The sequence below is a fragment of the Cupriavidus sp. 86D6 genome (genome assembly GCF_057815095.1).
Map to the genome: position 1 here is coordinate 1 of NZ_JBYPSB010000016.1, position 19,079 is coordinate 19,079.

A 19,079-nucleotide genomic window follows, 5' to 3' on the forward strand; every position below is an offset into this window, starting at 1 on the left:
CAATCCGCGAAGGTGGCCGTACCGTCGGCGCCGGCGTTGTGGCAAAGATCCTCGACTAAGCAACCTTCCTGGGACATGCCTGCGGGCATGTCCCCTATAATCCGGGCTCACTGCCCATCGCTCTTTTAAGGAACAATCATGCAGAACCAGAAGATCCGTATCCGCCTGAAGGCTTTCGACTACCGCCTGATCGACCAGTCGGCCGCCGAAATCGTGGATACCGCCAAGCGTACCGGCGCGATCGTCAAGGGCCCGGTGCCCCTGCCGACCCGCATCCAGCGCTTCGACATCCTGCGTTCGCCGCACGTCAACAAGACCAGCCGCGATCAGTTCGAGATCCGCACTCACCAGCGCCTGATGGACATCGTCGATCCGACGGACAAGACCGTCGACGCGCTGATGAAGCTCGACCTGCCGGCCGGCGTGGACGTCGAGATCAAGGTGTAAGTATGTTTCGGACCGCTCCGGCGGCCTGATGCAGCAAGAAACGGCGAACTTCGGTTCGCCGTTTTTCTTTTTACGGGCGCCAACAATGGGTCAATGCCGATCCGCCCGTGTCCGGCGATTGGTTTTTTGGCCTCCGAAGGCCATCCCCTGGGTCCAATTGCGGCATTTCGTCCGCGTTGCCGCCAAAACTGCCTGCTTCGGCGGACATCGCGCCGCGCCAAGTCGGCTTCGCGCCGCAATTTCGCCAAATTCCGTCGCCAGGCACACGGTCAGGGGCGGAAATCGGCAAATCATCTTGCCCTTTCCAAACCGCTGGGTTATATTGTAAGGCTACCCGTTTCTCCGGGTAGTGGGGACCGTTTTGGTCAGCGCAATCCTTTTCGCGCAACCCGCAAATCGCACAGTTTCGTGTATCAATCAGCCCCGGCCAATCGCAGCTGGGAATGGAGCAAACCATGAGCCTTGGCCTTGTAGGTCGCAAGGTTGGCATGACCCGTATTTTCACGGACGACGGTGATTCGATTCCCGTTACCGTGGTCGAGGTCGGCGACAACCGCGTGACGCAAATCAAGACGGACGAGACCGACGGTTATACCGCGGTTCAAGTCACCTTCGGCAGCCGGCGCGCAAGCCGCGTCACCAAGCCGCTGGCGGGTCATCTCGCCAAAGCCGGCGTGGAAGCTGGCGAAATCATCAAAGAATTCCGCATCGATGCAGCCAAGGCTGCCGAACTGCAAGCTGGCGGTTCGCTGTCGGTCGACCTGTTCCAGGTCGGTCAGAAGATCGACGTGCAGGGCGTGACCATCGGTAAGGGCTACGCCGGTACCATCAAGCGCTACCACTTCGCTTCGGGTCGTGCCACCCACGGTAACTCGCGTTCGCACAACGTGCCGGGTTCCATCGGTATGGCGCAGGATCCGGGTCGCGTGTTCCCGGGCAAGCGCATGACGGGTCACCTCGGTGACGTCACCCGCACGGTGCAAAACCTCGAGATCGCCAAGATCGACGCAGAGCGCAAGCTGCTGCTGGTCAAGGGCGCCATCCCCGGTTCCAAGGGCGGCAAGGTCATCGTGACCCCGGCCGTCAAGGCCAAAGCTTAAGGAGCGCATGTAATGGAACTCAAGCTCCTCCAGGACAACGGTCAAGTCGGCGCAGGCGTTGCAGCCTCGGCCGAAGTGTTCGGCCGTGACTACAACGAAGCTCTGGTTCACCAGATCGTCGTTGCCTATCAGGCCAACGCCCGTAGCGGTAACCGCAAGCAGAAGGACCGCGAAGAGGTCAAGCACACGACCAAGAAGCCGTGGCGCCAGAAGGGTACGGGCCGTGCTCGTGCCGGTATGTCGTCCTCGCCGCTGTGGCGTGGCGGTGGCCGTATCTTCCCGAATTCGCCGGAAGAGAACTTCAGCCAGAAGGTCAACAAGAAGATGTTCCGTGCCGGTATGCGCTCGATTTACTCGCAGCTCGCACGTGAAGGTCGTATCAACGTAGTGGACGGTTTCGCTGTCGACGCACCCAAGACCAAGCTGCTGGCCGACAAGTTCAAGGCCATGGGCCTGGACTCGGTGCTGATCATTACCGACAGCCTCGACGAAAACCTCTACCTGGCTTCGCGCAACCTGCCGAACGTGGCAGTCGTGGAGCCGCGTCACGCTGATCCGCTGTCGCTGGTGCACTACAAGAAGGTGCTCGTGACGAAGGCAGCTGTCGCGCAGATCGAGGAGTTGCTGAAATGACGCAAGTCGCCAAGAACGATCATCGTTTGATGCAGGTGCTGCTCGCGCCGGTGGTTTCCGAAAAGGCAACCCTGGTAGCCGACAAGAACGAACAGGTTGTGTTCGAAGTGGCTCGCGATGCCAACAAGGCAGAAGTGAAGGCCGCCGTCGAACTCCTGTTCAAGGTCGAGGTGCAGTCCGTTCAGATCCTGAACCAGAAGGGCAAGCAAAAGCGCTTTGGCCGCTTCATGGGCCGTCGCAACCACGTCAAGAAGGCATACGTGGCGCTGAAGCCGGGTCAGGAAATCAATTTTGAAGCGGAGGCCAAGTAATCATGGCACTCGTCAAGACCAAGCCGACTTCCCCGGGTCGTCGCTCGATGGTGAAGGTGGTCAACAAGGACCTTCACAAGGGCGCCCCGCACGCTCCGCTGCTGGAAAAGCAATTCCAGAAGTCGGGTCGTAACAACAACGGTCATATCACCACCCGCCACAAGGGCGGTGGTCATAAGCACCACTACCGCGTGGTCGACTTCAAGCGCAGCGACAAGGACGGCATCGCCGCCAAGGTCGAGCGCCTGGAATACGATCCGAACCGCAGCGCGAACATCGCGCTGGTGCTGTTCGCCGACGGCGAGCGCCGCTACATCATCGCCACCAAGGGCATGGTAGCTGGCCAGGCCCTGATGAATGGCTCGGAAGCCCCGATCAAGGCCGGTAACAACCTGCCGATCCGCAACATCCCGGTTGGTACCACGATCAACAACGTGGAAATCCTGCCTGGCAAGGGCGCGCAAGTTGCCCGTGCCGCTGGTGGTTCCGCCGTGCTGCTGGCCCGTGAAGGCCTGTACGCTCAGGTTCGCCTGCGCTCCGGTGAAGTGCGTCGCGTGCATATCGAATGCCGCGCCACCATCGGTGAAGTGGGCAACGAAGAGCACAGCCTGCGTGTGATCGGCAAGGCCGGTGCCACGCGCTGGCGCGGTATTCGCCCGACCGTTCGCGGCGTGGTGATGAACCCGGTGGACCACCCGCATGGTGGTGGTGAAGGCAAGACTGCTGCTGGTCGCGACCCGGTTTCGCCGTGGGGTACCCCGGCCAAGGGTTACCGTACCCGCAGCAACAAGCGCACGGACAGCATGATCGTCCAGCGCCGCCACAAGCGCTAATCGGTAGGTAGGAGCTAAAGATATGACTCGTTCCGCAAAAAAGGGTCCGTTCTGCGACGACCACCTGCTGAAGAAGGTGGAAACGGCCGTAGCCGGCAAGGACAAGAAGCCCATCAAGACATGGTCGCGCCGTTCGACGATCATGCCTGATTTCATCGGCCTGACGATCGCCGTGCATAACGGCCGTCAACACGTGCCGGTGTACGTGACGGAAAACATGGTCGGCCACAAGCTCGGCGAATTTGCGATCACTCGCACGTTCAAGGGCCACGCGGCTGACAAGAAAGCGAAGAGGTAAGGTGCCATCATGGAAGTGAAAGCGATTCATCGCGGTGCCCGTATCTCCGCCCAAAAGACGCGTCTGGTCGCTGACCAGATCCGCGGTCTGCCGATCGAGCGCGCGCTCAACATCCTGACGTTCAGCCCGAAAAAGGCTGCCGGGATCGTGAAGAAGGTGGTCGAATCGGCCATCGCCAACGCCGAGCACAACGAAGGCGCCGACATCGACGAACTGAAGGTCAAATCGATCTTCGTCGACAAGGCAACCTCGCTCAAGCGCTTCACCGCACGGGCGAAGGGCCGCGGCAACCGCATCGAGAAACAAACCTGTCACATCACTGTGACGCTCGGCAACTAAGGAGTCACGATGGGACAGAAGATTCATCCGACTGGCTTCCGTCTGGCCGTCAGCCGTAACTGGGCTTCGCGTTGGTACGCCAACAACACGAAGTTCGCCGGCATGCTGAAAGAAGACATCGAAGTTCGCGACTTCCTGAAGAAGAAGCTCAAGAACGCATCGGTTGGCCGTGTTGTGATCGAGCGTCCGGCCCGTAATGCACGTATCACCATTTACAGCTCGCGTCCGGGCGTGGTGATCGGCAAGAAGGGTGAGGACATCGAACTGCTGAAGGCCGAGCTGCAACGTCGCATGGGCGTGCCCGTGCACGTGAACATCGAGGAAATCCGCAAGCCGGAAACCGATGCGCAGCTGATCGCCGATTCGATCACGCAGCAGCTCGAGCGCCGCATCATGTTCCGTCGCGCCATGAAGCGCGCGATGCAGAACGCGATGCGTCTGGGTGCCCAGGGCATCAAGATCATGAGCTCGGGCCGTCTGAACGGTATTGAAATCGCACGTACCGAGTGGTACCGCGAAGGCCGTGTGCCCCTGCACACCCTGCGCGCCGACATCGACTACGGCTTCTCGGAAGCCGAAACCACCTACGGCATCATCGGTGTCAAGGTGTGGGTCTACAAGGGCGATCACCTGGGCCGCAATGACGCGCCTGTGGTGGAAGAGCCGCAAGAAGACCGTCGTCGTCGTCCGGGTCGCCCGGAAGGCCGCCGCCGTGAAGGCGAAGGCCGTCCGTCGGGCAACCGCCGCGGTGGTGCCGGTGCTGGTCGTCGCGCTGCGCCTGGCGCAGACGCGAAGAGTGGAGAATAAGAATGCTGCAACCGAAGCGTAGGAAGTATCGCAAGGAGCAGAAGGGCCGCAACACGGGTAAGGCTACCCGTGGTAACGCCGTGTCTTTCGGCGAATTCGGCCTGAAGGCAATGGGCCGTGGCCGTCTGACCGCTCGTCAGATCGAGTCGGCACGTCGTGCGATGACCCGTCACATCAAGCGTGGCGGCCGCATCTGGATCCGGATTTTCCCGGACAAGCCGATTTCGAAGAAGCCTGCCGAAGTCCGTATGGGTAACGGTAAGGGCAACCCGGAATACTACGTGGCTGAAATTCAGCCGGGCAAGATGCTGTACGAAATGGATGGCGTGAGCGAAGAGCTGGCACGCGAGGCGTTCCGCCTCGCCGCCGCCAAGCTGCCGATCGCCACGAATTTCGTGGTGCGTCAGGTCGGTACGTAAGGAGATTGGGATGAAAGCATCCGAACTGCGCGGCAAGGACGCCGCAGGCCTGAACCAGGAGCTCTCCGAGCTGCTGAAGGCCCAATTTAGCCTGCGCATGCAAAAGGCCACCCAACAGCTGCAGAACACCAGCCAGCTGAAGAAGGTGCGCAAGGACATCGCGCGCGTGCAAACCGTGCTGAACGAGAAGGCGAACGCGAAATGACCGAAGCTGCGAAGACTGAAGCAAAGCTTCACCGGACCCTCGTGGGCCGTGTCGTGAGCGACAAGATGGACAAGACCGTCACGGTCCTGATCGAAAACCGCGTCAAGCATCCTCTGTACGGCAAGTACGTGCTGCGTTCGAAGAAGTACCACGCACACGACGAAGCCAACCAGTACAAGGAAGGCGACAAGGTCGAAATCCAGGAAACGCGTCCGCTGTCGCGGACCAAGTCCTGGGTGGTTTCCCGGCTGGTAGAAGCTGCGCGCGTCATCTAAGTACAACAGTACTTTGCTGACTTGCAAGTCCAGGATTATGTTGCTATAATCCTGGACTTCCGCTTTATTGCGTTCGCCTTAGCAGTACCACCCGGGCGGGCCTGTTGAGCGAGCAAGGGCTGGCATCCGGTAATTCAGGGTGCGGGCACTACCGACTTCCAAGTTGATCAACCCAAGCGGTGCTGGCGCAATGCCTGGCTCCGACGGGACCAAGACTGACCGACGGGCTTCATATCCGAAGACCTGACGGATTAAGTTGGGAAGATAACACCATGATTCAGACAGAAAGCCGGCTCGAAGTGGCCGATAACACCGGTGCGCGCGAAGTGCTGTGCATCAAGGTACTGGGTGGGTCCAAGCGCCGCTACGCGAGCGTGGGCGACATCATCAAGGTGACCGTGAAGGACGCAGCGCCGCGCGGTCGCGTGAAGAAGGGCGACATCTATAACGCAGTCGTCGTGCGTACCGCCAAAGGCGTGCGCCGCGCTGACGGTTCGCTCGTCAAGTTCGACGGCAATGCCGCCGTACTGCTGAACAACAAGCTCGAGCCGATCGGCACCCGTATCTTCGGGCCGGTGACTCGTGAACTCCGTACCGAGCGATTCATGAAGATCGTGTCGCTCGCTCCGGAAGTGCTGTAAGGAGCCGCCATGAACAAGATTCGCAAAGGCGACGAAGTCATCGTGCTGACCGGCAAGGACAAGGGCAAGCGCGGTGCCGTCCAGGCAGTGCAAGGCGACAAGGTCGTGGTTGAAGGCGTGAACGTTGCCAAGAAGCACGCTCGCCCGAACCCGATGCTGGGTACCACCGGTGGCGTGGTCGACAAGCTGATGCCGCTGCATATTTCCAACGTTGCGCTCGTGGATGCCAATGGCAAGCCGTCGCGTGTCGGTATCAAGGTCGAAGACGGCAAGCGCGTGCGCGTGCTGAAGACGACCGGTGCCGTCCTGGCCGCTTGATTCTGGGCACAGATAGGAGTTGAGCATGACAGCACGTCTGCAAGAGTTTTACAAAGAACAGGTTGTGCCGGCGCTGATGAAGCAGTTCGGCTACAAGTCGGTCATGGAAGTGCCGCGTTTCACCAAGATCACCCTGAACATGGGCCTGGGCGAAGCGATCAATGACAAGAAGGTCATTGAGCTGGCAGTCGGTGACTTGACCAAGATCGCCGGTCAGAAGCCCGTTGTGACGAAGGCCAAGAAGGCCATCGCCGGCTTCAAGATCCGTCAGGGCTACCCCATCGGCGCGATGGTGACCCTGCGCGGTGAGCGTATGTTCGAATTCCTGGACCGTTTCGTGACCGTGGCCCTGCCGCGCGTGCGTGACTTCCGTGGTGTGTCGGGCAAATCGTTCGACGGTCGTGGCAACTACAACATCGGTGTGAAAGAGCAGATCATTTTCCCCGAAATCGAGTACGACAAGATCGACGCACTGCGTGGTCTGAACATCAGCATCACGACGACGGCTAAGAACGACGAGGAAGCCAAGGCTCTCCTGAACGCGTTCAAGTTCCCGTTCCGTAATTAAGGGGTAACCGTGGCTAAACTGGCTCTGATTGAACGTGAGAAGAAGCGCGCAAAGCTCGTGGCGAAGTACGCCGACAAGCGCGCAAACCTCAAGGCCATTATTGACGACCAAGAAAAGTCGGAAGAAGAGCGTTATCTGGCGCGTCTCGAGCTGCAGAAGCTCCCGCGCAACGCTAACCCGACTCGCCAGCGCAACCGCTGCGCGATCACCGGTCGTCCCCGCGGTACCTTCCGCAAGTTTGGCCTGGCGCGTAACAAGATCCGCGAAATCGCCTTCAAGGGCGAAATCCCGGGTCTGACGAAAGCCAGCTGGTAATTACGCACAGGCTACAGGAGAAACAGTATGAGCATGAGCGATCCTATCGCCGATATGCTGACGCGCATTCGCAACGCCCAGGGCGTGCAGAAGGCGTCGGTGGTCATGCCCTCGTCCAAACTGAAGGTTGCGATCGCCAAAGTCCTGAAGGACGAAGGCTACGTCGATGACTACTCGGTTCAGGAAGATGGCGGCAAGGCGCAACTGACCATTGGTCTGAAGTACTACGCCGGCCGTCCGGTAATCGAGCGCATCGAGCGCGTTTCGAAGCCCGGTCTGCGCGTGTACAAGGGCCGCAGCGACATCCCCCAAGTGATGAACGGCCTGGGTGTGGCGATCATCTCGACCCCGCAGGGTCTGATGACCGACCGCAAGGCACGTGCCACTGGCGTGGGCGGCGAAGTTCTCTGCTACGTCGCGTAAGGAGCAAACATGTCCCGTGTAGGTAAGGCTCCCATCGCGCTGCCGAAAGGCGCGGAAGTAAATGTGGCGGCTGGCGTGCTCTCCGTTAAGGGCCCGCTCGGTACGCTGACCCAGCCGATTCACAGCCTGGTGAAGGCCAACGTTGCCGATGGCACGCTGACTTTCGAACCGGCTGACGAATCGCGTGAAGCAAACGCCCTGCAAGGCACCATGCGCGCCCTGGCGGCAAACATGGTCAAGGGCGTGACCACCGGTTTCGAGCGCAAGCTGCAGCTGGTTGGCGTGGGTTACCGCGCTCAACTGCAAGGCGCCGCGCTGAAGCTCCAGCTTGGTTTCTCGCACGATGTGATTCACGAAATGCCGGAAGGCGTGAAGGCCGAAACGCCGACGCAGACCGAAATCGTGATCAAGGGTGCTGACAAGCAGAAAGTCGGTCAGGTTGCCGCGGAAGTCCGCGCGTACCGTCCGCCCGAGCCCTACAAAGGCAAGGGCGTTCGCTACGCTGACGAGCGCGTCATCCTGAAGGAAACCAAGAAGAAGTAAGGGGTCCAGAGATGAACAAGAAAGACGCTCGTTTGCGCCGTGCACGTCAGACCCGCGCGAAAATCGCGGAATTGAAGATCAATCGTCTGACCGTGTTCCGTACGAATACGCATATTTACGCTCAGGTGTACTCGCCGTGCGGCACGCAAGTGCTGGCTTCGGCTTCGACCGCCGAGGCAGAAGTGCGCAAGGAACTGACTGGCAGCGGTGCTACCGTTGCCGCCGCCACCCTGGTGGGCAAGCGCGTTGCCGAGAAGGCAAAGGCAGCTGGCGTGGAAACCGTCGCGTTCGATCGTGGTGGCTTCCGCTTCCACGGCCGCGTGAAGGCCCTGGCTGACGCCGCGCGTGAAGCCGGCCTCAAGTTCTAAGCGCTCAAAGAGAGATACGTCATGGCAAAGATGCAAGCAAAAGTCCAACAGGACGAACGCGACGACGGCCTCCGCGAAAAGATGATCTCGGTCAACCGTGTCACCAAGGTGGTGAAGGGTGGCCGTATCCTCGGTTTCGCTGCGCTGACCGTGGTGGGTGACGGCGATGGCCGCATCGGCATGGGCAAGGGCAAGGCCAAGGAAGTTCCGGTGGCCGTGCAGAAGGCAATGGACGAAGCCCGTCGCAAGATGGTCAAGGTCTCGCTGAAGAACGGCACGCTGCAGCACGAAGTTGTTGGCCGTCACGGCGCCGCCAAGGTGCTGATGATGCCCGCCAAGGAAGGTACCGGCGTGATCGCCGGTGGTCCGATGCGCGCGATCTTCGAAGTGATGGGTGTGACGAACGTTGTGACCAAGTCGCACGGTTCGACGAACCCGTACAACATGGTTCGCGCCACCATCGATGGTCTGACCAAGATGAGCACGCCGGGCGAGATCGCCGCCAAGCGTGGCAAGTCGGTCGAAGACATCCTCGGCTAAGGTGAACGAAATGTCGCAGAAAACCGTAAAAGTGCAACTCGTGCGTAGCCTGATCGGTACGCGCGAGGATCATCGCGCCACCGTACGTGGCCTGGGCCTGCGTCGCCTGAACTCCGTTTCGGAGCTGCAGGACACGCCCGCCGTGCGCGGCATGATCAACAAGGTCTCGTACCTGGTCAAGGTTCTGGCCTGATCGGGACTCGGAGAGCAACATGCAACTGAACAACCTGAAACCGGCCGACGGTTCGAAGCACGCCAAGCGTCGCGTCGGCCGCGGTATCGGCTCCGGCCTGGGCAAGACGGCTGGTCGTGGTCACAAGGGTCAGAAGTCGCGTTCGGGCGGCTTCCACAAGGTTGGCTTCGAAGGCGGTCAAATGCCGCTGTATCGTCGCCTGCCGAAGCGTGGTTTTACCTCGCTGACCAAGGCCTTCACCGCTGAAGTGACCCTGCGCGACATCGAACGCCTGGAAGCTGCCGAAGTGGACCTGCTGGTCCTGAAGCAAGCTGGCCTGGTGGGCGAGCTGGTCAAGAGCGCGAAGGTCATCAAGGCCGGTGAACTGTCCCGCAAGGTGACGATCAAGGGTCTGGGTGCCACCGCTGGCGCCAAGGCTGCGATCGAAGCCGCTGGCGGCCAGATCGAAGCGTAATTACGCAGTAGCATTCGCAGCATAGGCGAAGTCACAGTCGGAGCATCGTTTGGCCACGGCGAAACCCAATGCAAGCGCGCAGGCCAGGAATACGGCGAAGTACGGCGATCTCAAGCGCCGGCTGATGTTCCTGGTGCTGGCCCTGATCGTCTACCGCATCGGTGCACATATTCCGGTGCCGGGAATCGATCCGGATCAGCTTGCGAAGCTTTTCCAGAGTCAGTCGGGTGGCATCCTCGGGATGTTCAACCTGTTCTCGGGCGGTGCGCTGTCGCGCTTTACCGTCTTCGCGCTCGGCATCATGCCGTACATCTCGGCGTCGATCATCATGCAATTGCTGACGATCGTGCTGCCGCAGCTGGAGTCGTTGAAGAAGGAAGGGCAGGCAGGGCAACGTAAGATTACGCAGTACACACGCTACGGCACCGTGGTTCTGGCCACGTTCCAGGCGTTGTCGATTGCGGTGGCGCTGGAGTCGCAGCCAGGGCTGGTTATCGATCCGGGTCTGATGTTCCGGGCCACGGCGGTAATCACGCTGGTGACCGGCACGATGTTCCTGATGTGGCTGGGTGAGCAGATTACCGAGCGCGGTCTGGGCAACGGTATTTCGATCATCATCTTCGGTGGTATCGCGGCGGGCCTGCCCAATGCGATCGGCGGACTGTTCGAACTGGTCCGTACGGGTTCCATGAGCATCATCGCGGCGATCCTGATCGTGGCGATCGTGGCTGGTGTGACCTACGCCGTGGTGTTTATCGAGCGTGGCCAGCGCAAGATCCTGGTGAACTATGCCAAGCGTCAGGTCGGCAACAAGGTGTACGGCGGTCAGTCGTCGCACCTGCCGCTGAAGCTGAACATGGCAGGGGTGATTCCGCCGATCTTTGCATCGTCGATCATCCTGTTCCCGGCGACGATTGCAGGCTGGTTCACGTCTGACTCGACGGGTGCGGTTGGCCGGTTCATCAAGGACCTGGCTGCCACGCTGTCGCCGGGCCAGCCGGTCTACATCCTGCTGTATGCGACTGCGATTGTATTTTTCTGCTTCTTCTATACGGCTCTGGTCTATAACAGCCGGGAAGTGGCAGACAACCTGAAGAAAAGTGGAGCCTTCATTCCGGGCATCCGTCCGGGCGAGCAAACGACGCGCTATATCGACAAGATCCTGGTGCGCCTGACGCTGGCTGGTGCGATTTACATCACACTGGTCTGCCTGTTGCCGGAATTCCTGGTGCTGCGCTGGAACGTTCCGTTCTATTTCGGCGGAACCTCGCTGCTGATCATCGTGGTCGTCACGATGGACTTCATGGCACAGGTACAGTCCTATGTCATGTCGCAGCAGTACGAGTCGCTGCTGAAGAAGGCGAATTTCAAGGGTAACCTGACCTTGCGCTAAGGAAAGCTGGGGTCGGGGCGGGCACCAGGTATGGCAAAAGACGACGTCATCCAGATGCACGGGGAGGTCCTGGAAAATCTCCCCAACGCGACGTTCCGCATCAAACTGGAGAACGGCCACGTAGTACTCGGCCACATCTCCGGCAAGATGCGAATGAACTACATCCGGATTCTTCCGGGTGACAAGGTGACGGTTGAGCTGACTCCATATGATCTGTCTCGCGCACGTATCGTCTTCCGGACGAAGTGAAGCGAACTGGAATTGAAGGAAGAGGAAAATCATGAAAGTGCTGGCTTCTGTTAAGCGCATTTGCCGCAACTGCAAAATCATCAAGCGCAACGGTGTCGTGCGCGTGATCTGCTCGTCGGATCCCCGCCACAAGCAACGCCAAGGCTAATCGGAAAGAGGATTGACGAATGGCACGTATCGCAGGGGTTAACATCCCGAACCACAAGCACACCGAAATCGGCCTGACGGCTATTTATGGTGTCGGCCGCTCGCGCGCCCGCAAGATTTGCGAGGCCACCGGTGTACCGTTTGACAAGAAGGTCAAGGATCTGACCGACGCCGACCTGGAAAAGCTTCGTGACGAAGTGGGCAAGGTCACGGTCGAGGGTGACCTGCGTCGTGAAACCACGATGAACATCAAGCGTCTGATGGACCTTGGTTGCTATCGTGGCATGCGTCACCGCAAAGGTCTGCCGCTCCGCGGCCAGCGTACCCGCACCAACGCCCGTACCCGTAAGGGTCCGCGCAAGGCCGGCGTGGCACTGAAGAAGTAAAGCCGAAGGCAGAGGAATAGACGAATGGCAAAAGGTCCGAATAACGCCGCCCAGCGCGCGCGTAAGAAGGTCAAGAAGAACGTTGCCGACGGCATTGCGCACGTCCACGCTTCGTTCAACAACACCATCATCACGATCACCGACCGTCAGGGCAACGCCCTGTCGTGGGCGACCGCTGGTGGCCAGGGCTTCAAGGGTTCGCGCAAGTCGACCCCGTTCGCAGCCCAGGTTGCCGCCGAAAACGCCGGCCGCGTTGCGCAAGACCAGGGTATCAAGAACCTGGAAGTGCGCATCAAGGGCCCGGGCCCGGGTCGCGAATCGGCTGTCCGTGCGCTGAACGCGCTGGGCATCAAGATTTCGGTGATCGAAGACGTGACGCCGGTGCCGCACAACGGCTGCCGTCCGCCGAAGCGCCGCCGTATCTAAGCGCCAGGCTTGCCGGGGATACGATCAGGGTCTTACCCCGTATCTCCGGAGTGTGGTAGTATCCCGCGTTGGCCTGCTGCAAGTTTTTGCGGCGGGCTTTCGTTTTGCGTCCGCGTCTTGAGGCTTCCGCCTCGGCGAGGACGATATTCATCATGCTTTTGCGTTGCCTCCGCGTGGCCGTGGTCATTGCGGATGAAGAACCATAAGCCCACCGTCCGTCACGACAGGTGACGGACTCGCGGCGCGTCCTGATGGCGCCGTGATCGATCAAAGGAAGATAAAGTGGCACGTTATACCGGCCCGAAGGCCAAACTTTCCCGCCGCGAAGGCACCGATCTGTTCCTGAAGAGCGCCCGTCGCTCGCTGGCCGACAAGTGCAAGCTGGACAGCAAGCCGGGTCAGCACGGCCGCACCTCGGGTGCCCGTACGTCCGACTACGGCAACCAGCTGCGCGAAAAGCAGAAGGTCAAGCGCATCTATGGCGTGCTGGAGCGTCAGTTCCGCCGCTACTTCGCTGAAGCCGACCGCCGCAAGGGCAACACCGGCGAGAAGCTGCTGCAACTGCTGGAATCGCGCCTGGACAACGTCGTGTACCGCATGGGCTTCGGCTCGACCCGCGCCGAAGCGCGCCAGCTGGTTTCGCACAAGGCGATCCTGGTGAACGGTCAGCCGCTGAACGTGCCGTCGGCCCAGGTCAAGGCTGGTGACATCGTGTCGATCCGCGAACAGTCGAAGAAGCAGGTCCGTATCGCCGAGGCCCTGTCGCTGGCCGAACAGTCGGGCTTCCCGACCTGGGTGGCCGTGGATTCGAAGAAGTTCGAAGGCACGTTCAAGCAGGCTCCGGATCGCGCCGATATTTCGGGCGACATCAACGAAAGCCTGATCGTCGAACTGTATTCGCGTTAATCGCGGACCGAGATTCGAACGGTTCATCGCTTGCCTTATCCACAAGGCTTCGCTTTCAGCCCGGCGCGCCACGCGGCGCGCCGGGCTTATTGCCCATCATACGATGGGTTTTTTCAGGTTCCAAACGTCAGCCTTATCGGTGTAACGAGCCGAGGGTATTGAAAAGGACAACCTAATGCAAACAGCACTCCTCAAGCCAAAAATCATCGCCGTCGAACCGCTGGGCGACCACCACGCCAAAGTCGTGATGGAGCCGTTTGAACGCGGTTACGGGCATACGCTTGGTAACGCGCTGCGTCGCGTCCTGCTGTCGTCGATGGTCGGCTATGCGCCGACTGAAGTCACGATCGCTGGGGTCGTCCACGAGTATTCCACCATCGATGGCGTTCAGGAAGACGTCGTCAACCTGCTCCTCAACCTGAAGGGCGTGGTCTTCAAGCTGCACAACCGCGACGAAGTCACGGTGTCGCTGCGCAAGGATGGCGAAGGCGTGGTCACGGCAGCCGATATCGAGCTGCCGCACGATGTCGAGATCATCAACCCGGGTCACGTCATTGCCCACCTGTCCGCAGGCGGCAAGCTGGACATGCAGATCAAGGTCGAGCAAGGCCGTGGTTATGTGCCGGGCAACGTGCGCAAGTTCGGCGACGAATCGGGCAAGGTGATCGGCCGCATCGTGCTGGACGCCTCGTTCTCGCCGGTCCGCCGCGTTTCGTACGCCGTGGAATCGGCGCGTGTGGAACAGCGTACCGATCTGGACAAGCTGGTGATGAACATCGAAACCGACGGCGTGATCTCGCCGGAGGAAGCGATTCGCCAGTCGGCCCGTATCCTGGTAGACCAGCTGTCGGTGTTTGCCGCGCTGGAAGGCACCGAATCGGCCGCCGAGGCAGCTTCGAGCCGCGCTCCGCAGATCGATCCGATCCTGCTGCGCCCGGTGGACGACCTCGAGCTGACGGTGCGTTCGGCCAACTGCCTGAAGGCCGAAAACATCTACTACATCGGCGACCTGATCCAGCGTACCGAGAACGAACTGCTCAAGACCCCGAACCTGGGTCGCAAGTCGCTCAACGAGATCAAGGAAGTCCTGGCTTCGCGTGGCCTGACGCTCGGCATGAAGCTCGAGAACTGGCCGCCCGCAGGTCTGGAGAAGTAATTGGCGGGTGGAGCTGCCGAAAGGCGGCTCCACTGTCAACGCGCCACAGGCAATTCCGCCCGTGGCACCGTAGCACTACCGGCCCGCGCCCGAGCCCGCTTCCAGCGGCCAAGGCGATAGAAGAGCTGGTCAAACACTGTAATCAAAAGGAATCATCATGCGTCACCGTCATGGTCTGCGGAAACTGAACCGCACCTCGTCGCACCGTCTCGCGATGCTGCGCAACATGTCCAACTCGCTGTTCCAGCACGAGCTGATCAAGACCACCCTGCCCAAGGCCAAGGAACTGCGCAAGGTTGTCGAGCCGCTCATCACGCTGGCCAAGAAGGACACCGTTGCCAACCGCCGTCTGGCTTTCGCCCGTCTGCGCGACCGCGACATGGTCACCAAGCTGTTCACCGAACTGGGCCCGCGTTACGCCACCCGTCCGGGCGGCTACACCCGTATCCTGAAGTTCGGCTTCCGTCAGGGCGACAACGCGCCGATGGCGCTGGTCGAGCTGGTGGACCGTCCGGAAATCACCGAAGCCCCGGCTGAAGAAGCTGCGGAATAAGTGATGACCGAACCCGTCCCCGCTGACGGGTTATCGGACACGGCACTACAATCGAGCCAGGCTTTTGCCTGGCTCTTTTGTTTTGTGCCCCGATCCACGCATGACAAGTTCAGACTCCTCCCATAGCGCGACGCGCCCGGACCCGGCAGAATCGGTCTGGATGGCGATGACCAACCTGCCCGACGAGGCGTCCGCGGCGCGGGTGGCGCGGGCCGTCCTGGAAGCCCGGGTTGCGGCCTGCGTGAACCGGCTGGCACCGTGCCAGTCCGAGTACTGGTGGCAAGGCAAGCTCGAGCAGGCGCAGGAATGGCCGCTGCTGATCAAGACCACGCAGCGCCAGTACGCGGCGCTGGAAGCCGTGATCCGAGCCGAGCACCCCTACGACGTGCCGGAACTGATTGCGTGGCCGCTGGTGGCGGGGCTGCCCGCCTATCTGGCCTGGGTCCGGGCGGAAGCCAGCGGTGCCGCAAGCCAGCCTTGAAGCCAGAACAACAAGTATCGGAACAACTCATGGGAACGACGGGGATCAGCGGGAACGGAACGTGGCTTGAGGGTGCCACGCCAGCCATCGGACAACGGCCCGGTGCGGCGCGGGGCGGACGTCCGTCGGTGCGTTCGGGATTGCGACATATCGTCGCAATCGCCCTGATCTTCCTCGTGTGTCTGGTGACCTGGGGCAGCGCCCGCGCGGCGTCGGAAGACGACTTCCTGCCGCCAGAACAGGCGTTCAGGTTTGCCGCCAGGCAGGTCGATCCCCAGACCATTGAAGTCCGGTTCGAGGTGGCCGACGGCTACTACCTGTACCGCGAGCGATTTGCCTTTGCCGCACAGCCGGCCGGCGTGAAGCTTGGTACCCCGGCCATGCCGCAGGGCAAGGTGCATTTCGACGAGACCTTCGGCAAGGACATGGAAACCTACCGCGGCGCCGTCGTCGTCAAGGTGCCTGTCGAACAGGCGCCGGCCGATGGCCGCTGGACGCTGGTGGTGACCTCGCAGGGCTGCGCGGACAAGGGCCTGTGCTACCCGCCGATGGAAAGCGTCTACAAGGTAGGCGGGTCGGCGTTGGGCAATCTTTTTGGCGATCGCGGCGCGCCCGCACGGTCGACGCCCGCCGAGGCCCAGGCGGACAGTCCGGCCAGCGAGCCGCCCAAGACACCCGCCGTTCGTGGTCCGCAAATCGACGAGAACGACCGTATTGCCGGCGCGCTGGCCAGCCGCAATCTGCCGCTGATCGGCGCGCTGTTCTTCGGACTCGGGCTGCTGCTGACCTTCACCCCTTGCGTGTTGCCGATGGTGCCCATCTTGTCGTCCATCGTGGTCGGCGAGCACGTGACCCGGGGCCGCGCTTTCGTCGTGTCGCTGGCCTATGTACTGGGCATGGCCGTGGTCTATACCGCCGTGGGCGTGGCTGCGGGACTGGCCGGCGAAGGCCTGTCCGCCGCGCTGCAGACGCCCTGGGTGCTGGGCCTGTTCGCGTTGCTGATGATCGGGCTGGCGCTGTCGATGTTCGGTCTCTACGAACTGCAGCTGCCGCAGCACTGGCAGACCCGGCTGACCCAGTCTTCCAACCGCAGGCAGGGTGGCCAGGTGGCTGGCGCCGTGGCGATGGGCGCGATTTCGGCGCTGATCGTCGGGCCGTGCGTGACCGCCCCCCTGGCTGGCGCGCTGGCCTATATCGCCCAGACCGGCGATGCCCTGACCGGCGGCGCGGCGCTGCTGGCCATGGCGCTGGGCATGGGCGTGCCGTTGTTGCTGGTGGGCGTCGGCGCAGGCAACCTGCTGCCGCGCGCGGGCAAATGGATGGAGGCAACCAAGCGATTCTTCGGCTTCCTGCTGCTTGGCGTGGCGATCTGGATGGTGACCCCGGTGCTGCCGGCGTGGGTGGTGATGATCGCGTGGGCGGCCCTGCTGATCGTCGCGGCCGTGTATCTTGGCGCGTTCGACTCGCTCGGCCCTGACCCGCGCGGGTTGCTGCGCCTGGGCAAGGGCCTGGGCCTGGTTGCCGCGCTGGCGGGCGCCATCCAGATCGTCGGGGTGGCTTCCGGTGGACGCGATCCGCTCCAGCCGCTGTCCCATCTCGGCAGCTTCCCGGGGCCGTCGGCGACAGGGACCGCCGGCAAGGACGCAGCCGTGCGTTTCGAACGCGTGCGAAGCGTTGCCGAACTGGACGCGCGCGTGGCACAGGCCGCGGCAGTGGGCCGCCCGGTGCTGCTGGATTTCTATGCTGACTGGTGCGTCTCCTGCAAGGAGATGGAAAAGCTGACGTTCCCCGACGCCAAGGTCAGGGCGCGTCTGGCCAACGTGGTGCTGCTGCAGGCCGACGTGACGGCCAATAACGCCGACGACAAGGCGCTGCTCAAGCGCTTCGGCCTGTTTGGCCCGCCGGGCATCATCCTGTTCGGATCGGACGGCCGCGAGCGCCCGGTCCGCGTGATCGGCTATCAGTCGGCGAACCGCTTCCTGGACAGCCTGGAGCGCGCGTTCGGCAAGGCGCCGCAGACCTGAGTCCGCACCCCGGGGCGCCGGATCGGGCGGAGACTATCGGTCCAGCCAGCGTCCCAGCGCCCAGATGCCACCGATGGCGGCCACCACCCCGCCCATCAAGCCGATCGACCACCAGAACCCGTTCGGCTCCTGCAGCCACGGCATGCGGGCGAAGTTCATGCCGAACACGCCCGTAATCAGCGTGAGCGGCATAAACAGGGCCGTGATGATCGTCAGCGCCCGCATGGTGCGGTTGGTGCGGTGCGCCACGGCCGAGAAGTGGATCTGCACGGCCGATTCGATCGAATCCTCCAACCGCCGCGCGTGCGCGAGAACCCGCATGATGTGCTCCATCAGGTCGGTCAGCCGCACGAGCAGCACCTCATCGCGGCTGGCCGCGCCGGGATCGCCGTCGCCAGCGCTGTAGCGGTTGTCCAGCAGGCTGTCGCGGAATTCCTGCAACGCGTCGCGCTGTTCCTCGCTCAGGTTTTCAAGCCGGCGCAGCTGGTTACGTGCGTCGAGCAGCCCTTCCCAGCTCGAGAAGCTCTGCCGGGCGCTCAGCAGGGCGCGCTGCCAGCGGTCCAGCTGACGCGTCAGCGGCGTTCGCAGGTCGAGGTAGCGGTCCACCATGGCGTTCAGTAGCCGCAGCATCAGGTCTTCCGGGCGCGTGGGCGGGCGAACGCCATGCATCAGCGACGCCGCGCCGTTGGCGCGTGCCGGCGCGGATTGCGGCGCGCCGCAGGTATCCAGCAGCCGCTGCCGGACCTGGTCGATGGTGCGAGACGGCGATGGCCGCACCGTGATCAGCACATTGTCGAATACGAAAAAGGCCACCGGCTGCGTGTCGATGCGCGCCAGCGCGGGCAGGAAGCCCGGCGCGTACTTGCGCGAGGCCTTGCGCCGGGCGGGCATCGGTGCCGCTTCCGGGCCGGTCTGCGGCGGCGTGGCGGTGCCGCTAGCCGGGGCCACCGGGGTGGCGGCCATCGTACCCGGCGCGGCCGTGTCGCCGCCGGCCTGCGCGGCATCGGCCTCGGCAAACTGGCGGCTGGTCTCGAAGGTCAGCTTGCGGAAGATCACCATGTCATACGCATTGGTCGTGTCGAAGAACGACGGATGCGCAGGGTTGGTGGCATCGGCCAGATGCAGGTCGAGGATGGGCGCGCCGGTCAGGGCCACCAGGCGGTCGCGCCACGCGCCGGGCGCGGGCGACACCTCCTCGGTGGCAAAGTCGGCCCAGACAAAGCGCGCGGCGGCGTTGCCGGAAAGAAAGTCCCGTGCGGCGTCGAGCGTCGCGAGCGGGTGTACCTGGCTGGCCGAGAAGCCCAGTAGTTGCATGCGGCAGCGTCGGC

General features: G+C 62.1%; 32 protein-coding genes. 31 read left to right on the forward strand and 1 reads right to left on the reverse strand.

Annotation, left to right across the window (positions count from 1 at the left end; all coding sequences use genetic code 11):
* Positions 1 to 138 precede the first annotated feature (138 nt).
* From rpsJ to dsbD, 31 genes are all read left to right on the forward strand, one after another.
* Positions 139 to 447: a 30S ribosomal protein S10 gene (rpsJ, locus tag AC3G88_RS24735; RefSeq protein ID WP_006160488.1), complete on the forward strand. Its 309-nt coding sequence runs from the start codon at positions 139 to 141 to the stop codon at positions 445 to 447.
* Positions 448 to 902: 455 nt separating this feature from the next.
* A complete protein-coding gene (gene rplC / locus AC3G88_RS24740) occupies positions 903 to 1,547 on the forward strand; it encodes a 50S ribosomal protein L3 (protein WP_066731279.1) in 645 nt (214 codons plus the stop codon).
* A 12-nt stretch (positions 1,548 to 1,559) separates the two neighbouring features.
* Positions 1,560 to 2,180, forward strand: coding sequence for a 50S ribosomal protein L4 (gene rplD / locus AC3G88_RS24745; protein ID WP_092602204.1), 621 nt, complete (start codon positions 1,560 to 1,562; stop codon positions 2,178 to 2,180).
* A complete protein-coding gene (gene rplW / locus AC3G88_RS24750; RefSeq protein WP_061956557.1) occupies positions 2,177 to 2,491 on the forward strand; it encodes a 50S ribosomal protein L23 in 315 nt (104 codons plus the stop codon). Before rplD ends, rplW begins: the two co-directional genes overlap by 4 nt.
* A gap of 2 nt (positions 2,492 to 2,493) precedes the next feature.
* Positions 2,494 to 3,324 carry a 50S ribosomal protein L2 gene (gene rplB / locus AC3G88_RS24755; RefSeq protein ID WP_092602202.1) on the forward strand — a complete coding sequence of 277 codons (831 nt, stop codon included), beginning with the start codon at positions 2,494 to 2,496 and terminating at the stop codon, positions 3,322 to 3,324.
* Between the two features lie 22 nt (positions 3,325 to 3,346).
* Positions 3,347 to 3,622 carry a 30S ribosomal protein S19 gene (rpsS, locus tag AC3G88_RS24760; RefSeq protein WP_092602200.1) on the forward strand — a complete coding sequence of 92 codons (276 nt, stop codon included), beginning with the start codon at positions 3,347 to 3,349 and terminating at the stop codon, positions 3,620 to 3,622.
* Positions 3,623 to 3,631: 9 nt separating this feature from the next.
* Complete coding sequence (gene rplV / locus AC3G88_RS24765) at positions 3,632 to 3,961, forward strand: 50S ribosomal protein L22 (RefSeq protein WP_092602198.1); 330 nt, start codon at positions 3,632 to 3,634, stop codon at positions 3,959 to 3,961.
* A 9-nt stretch (positions 3,962 to 3,970) separates the two neighbouring features.
* The gene (rpsC, locus tag AC3G88_RS24770; RefSeq protein WP_092602196.1) at positions 3,971 to 4,768 is read left to right on the forward strand and encodes a 30S ribosomal protein S3; all 798 of its coding nucleotides are present in this window, start codon (positions 3,971 to 3,973) and stop codon (positions 4,766 to 4,768) included.
* A gap of 2 nt (positions 4,769 to 4,770) precedes the next feature.
* The gene (rplP, locus tag AC3G88_RS24775; protein WP_006576240.1) at positions 4,771 to 5,187 is read left to right on the forward strand and encodes a 50S ribosomal protein L16; all 417 of its coding nucleotides are present in this window, start codon (positions 4,771 to 4,773) and stop codon (positions 5,185 to 5,187) included.
* Between the two features lie 10 nt (positions 5,188 to 5,197).
* Positions 5,198 to 5,392 carry a 50S ribosomal protein L29 gene (rpmC, locus tag AC3G88_RS24780; RefSeq protein WP_039007569.1) on the forward strand — a complete coding sequence of 65 codons (195 nt, stop codon included), beginning with the start codon at positions 5,198 to 5,200 and terminating at the stop codon, positions 5,390 to 5,392.
* The gene (gene rpsQ, locus AC3G88_RS24785) at positions 5,389 to 5,667 is read left to right on the forward strand and encodes a 30S ribosomal protein S17 (protein ID WP_066731249.1); all 279 of its coding nucleotides are present in this window, start codon (positions 5,389 to 5,391) and stop codon (positions 5,665 to 5,667) included. Before rpmC ends, rpsQ begins: the two co-directional genes overlap by 4 nt.
* 272 nt (positions 5,668 to 5,939) lie before the next feature.
* Positions 5,940 to 6,308: a 50S ribosomal protein L14 gene (gene rplN, locus AC3G88_RS24790; RefSeq protein ID WP_006576237.1), complete on the forward strand. Its 369-nt coding sequence runs from the start codon at positions 5,940 to 5,942 to the stop codon at positions 6,306 to 6,308.
* A gap of 9 nt (positions 6,309 to 6,317) precedes the next feature.
* A complete protein-coding gene (gene rplX, locus AC3G88_RS24795) occupies positions 6,318 to 6,626 on the forward strand; it encodes a 50S ribosomal protein L24 (protein WP_066731247.1) in 309 nt (102 codons plus the stop codon).
* A gap of 25 nt (positions 6,627 to 6,651) precedes the next feature.
* Positions 6,652 to 7,194: a 50S ribosomal protein L5 gene (gene rplE / locus AC3G88_RS24800; RefSeq protein WP_008642941.1), complete on the forward strand. Its 543-nt coding sequence runs from the start codon at positions 6,652 to 6,654 to the stop codon at positions 7,192 to 7,194.
* A gap of 9 nt (positions 7,195 to 7,203) precedes the next feature.
* The gene (rpsN, locus tag AC3G88_RS24805; RefSeq protein WP_008642942.1) at positions 7,204 to 7,509 is read left to right on the forward strand and encodes a 30S ribosomal protein S14; all 306 of its coding nucleotides are present in this window, start codon (positions 7,204 to 7,206) and stop codon (positions 7,507 to 7,509) included.
* Positions 7,510 to 7,536: 27 nt separating this feature from the next.
* Positions 7,537 to 7,932, forward strand: coding sequence for a 30S ribosomal protein S8 (gene rpsH, locus AC3G88_RS24810; RefSeq protein WP_019451029.1), 396 nt, complete (start codon positions 7,537 to 7,539; stop codon positions 7,930 to 7,932).
* 9 nt (positions 7,933 to 7,941) lie between these two features.
* Positions 7,942 to 8,475, forward strand: coding sequence for a 50S ribosomal protein L6 (rplF, locus tag AC3G88_RS24815; RefSeq protein ID WP_066731245.1), 534 nt, complete (start codon positions 7,942 to 7,944; stop codon positions 8,473 to 8,475).
* Between the two features lie 11 nt (positions 8,476 to 8,486).
* Positions 8,487 to 8,843: a 50S ribosomal protein L18 gene (gene rplR, locus AC3G88_RS24820; protein ID WP_066731243.1), complete on the forward strand. Its 357-nt coding sequence runs from the start codon at positions 8,487 to 8,489 to the stop codon at positions 8,841 to 8,843.
* 21 nt (positions 8,844 to 8,864) lie between these two features.
* Complete coding sequence (gene rpsE, locus AC3G88_RS24825) at positions 8,865 to 9,383, forward strand: 30S ribosomal protein S5 (protein ID WP_066731242.1); 519 nt, start codon at positions 8,865 to 8,867, stop codon at positions 9,381 to 9,383.
* 10 nt (positions 9,384 to 9,393) lie between these two features.
* Complete coding sequence (gene rpmD, locus AC3G88_RS24830; RefSeq protein WP_008642953.1) at positions 9,394 to 9,576, forward strand: 50S ribosomal protein L30; 183 nt, start codon at positions 9,394 to 9,396, stop codon at positions 9,574 to 9,576.
* Between the two features lie 19 nt (positions 9,577 to 9,595).
* Positions 9,596 to 10,030, forward strand: a complete 435-nt coding sequence (gene rplO, locus AC3G88_RS24835; protein ID WP_008642954.1) for a 50S ribosomal protein L15 — start codon at positions 9,596 to 9,598, stop codon at positions 10,028 to 10,030.
* Between the two features lie 49 nt (positions 10,031 to 10,079).
* Positions 10,080 to 11,423 carry a preprotein translocase subunit SecY gene (gene secY / locus AC3G88_RS24840; RefSeq protein ID WP_092602192.1) on the forward strand — a complete coding sequence of 448 codons (1,344 nt, stop codon included), beginning with the start codon at positions 10,080 to 10,082 and terminating at the stop codon, positions 11,421 to 11,423.
* A gap of 30 nt (positions 11,424 to 11,453) precedes the next feature.
* On the forward strand, positions 11,454 to 11,672 hold the full coding sequence (gene infA, locus AC3G88_RS24845) for a translation initiation factor IF-1 (RefSeq protein WP_019451035.1): 219 nt from the start codon (positions 11,454 to 11,456) through the stop codon (positions 11,670 to 11,672).
* 31 nt (positions 11,673 to 11,703) lie between these two features.
* Complete coding sequence (gene rpmJ, locus AC3G88_RS24850; RefSeq protein WP_008642959.1) at positions 11,704 to 11,820, forward strand: 50S ribosomal protein L36; 117 nt, start codon at positions 11,704 to 11,706, stop codon at positions 11,818 to 11,820.
* Positions 11,821 to 11,839: 19 nt separating this feature from the next.
* Entirely contained in the window at positions 11,840 to 12,205 is a 366-nt protein-coding gene (gene rpsM, locus AC3G88_RS24855) for a 30S ribosomal protein S13 (RefSeq protein ID WP_011299299.1), read from the forward strand.
* Between the two features lie 24 nt (positions 12,206 to 12,229).
* Positions 12,230 to 12,631, forward strand: coding sequence for a 30S ribosomal protein S11 (gene rpsK / locus AC3G88_RS24860; RefSeq protein WP_066731240.1), 402 nt, complete (start codon positions 12,230 to 12,232; stop codon positions 12,629 to 12,631).
* 282 nt (positions 12,632 to 12,913) lie between these two features.
* Positions 12,914 to 13,537 carry a 30S ribosomal protein S4 gene (gene rpsD / locus AC3G88_RS24865; protein WP_215528726.1) on the forward strand — a complete coding sequence of 208 codons (624 nt, stop codon included), beginning with the start codon at positions 12,914 to 12,916 and terminating at the stop codon, positions 13,535 to 13,537.
* Between the two features lie 175 nt (positions 13,538 to 13,712).
* Positions 13,713 to 14,693, forward strand: coding sequence for a DNA-directed RNA polymerase subunit alpha (locus tag AC3G88_RS24870; RefSeq protein ID WP_066731234.1), 981 nt, complete (start codon positions 13,713 to 13,715; stop codon positions 14,691 to 14,693).
* 157 nt (positions 14,694 to 14,850) lie between these two features.
* A complete protein-coding gene (gene rplQ, locus AC3G88_RS24875) occupies positions 14,851 to 15,246 on the forward strand; it encodes a 50S ribosomal protein L17 (protein ID WP_008642987.1) in 396 nt (131 codons plus the stop codon).
* 100 nt (positions 15,247 to 15,346) lie between these two features.
* On the forward strand, positions 15,347 to 15,727 hold the full coding sequence (gene cutA, locus AC3G88_RS24880) for a divalent-cation tolerance protein CutA (RefSeq protein WP_488773993.1): 381 nt from the start codon (positions 15,347 to 15,349) through the stop codon (positions 15,725 to 15,727).
* A 140-nt stretch (positions 15,728 to 15,867) separates the two neighbouring features.
* Entirely contained in the window at positions 15,868 to 17,751 is a 1,884-nt protein-coding gene (dsbD, locus tag AC3G88_RS24885; RefSeq protein WP_488773994.1) for a protein-disulfide reductase DsbD, read from the forward strand.
* A gap of 33 nt (positions 17,752 to 17,784) precedes the next feature.
* On the opposite strand, the gene AC3G88_RS24890 is transcribed toward dsbD, so the two are convergent.
* On the reverse strand, positions 17,785 to 19,065 hold the full coding sequence (locus AC3G88_RS24890; RefSeq protein WP_488894093.1) for a magnesium transporter CorA family protein: 1,281 nt from the start codon (positions 19,063 to 19,065) through the stop codon (positions 17,785 to 17,787).
* Between the last annotated feature and the right edge of the window lie 14 nt (positions 19,066 to 19,079).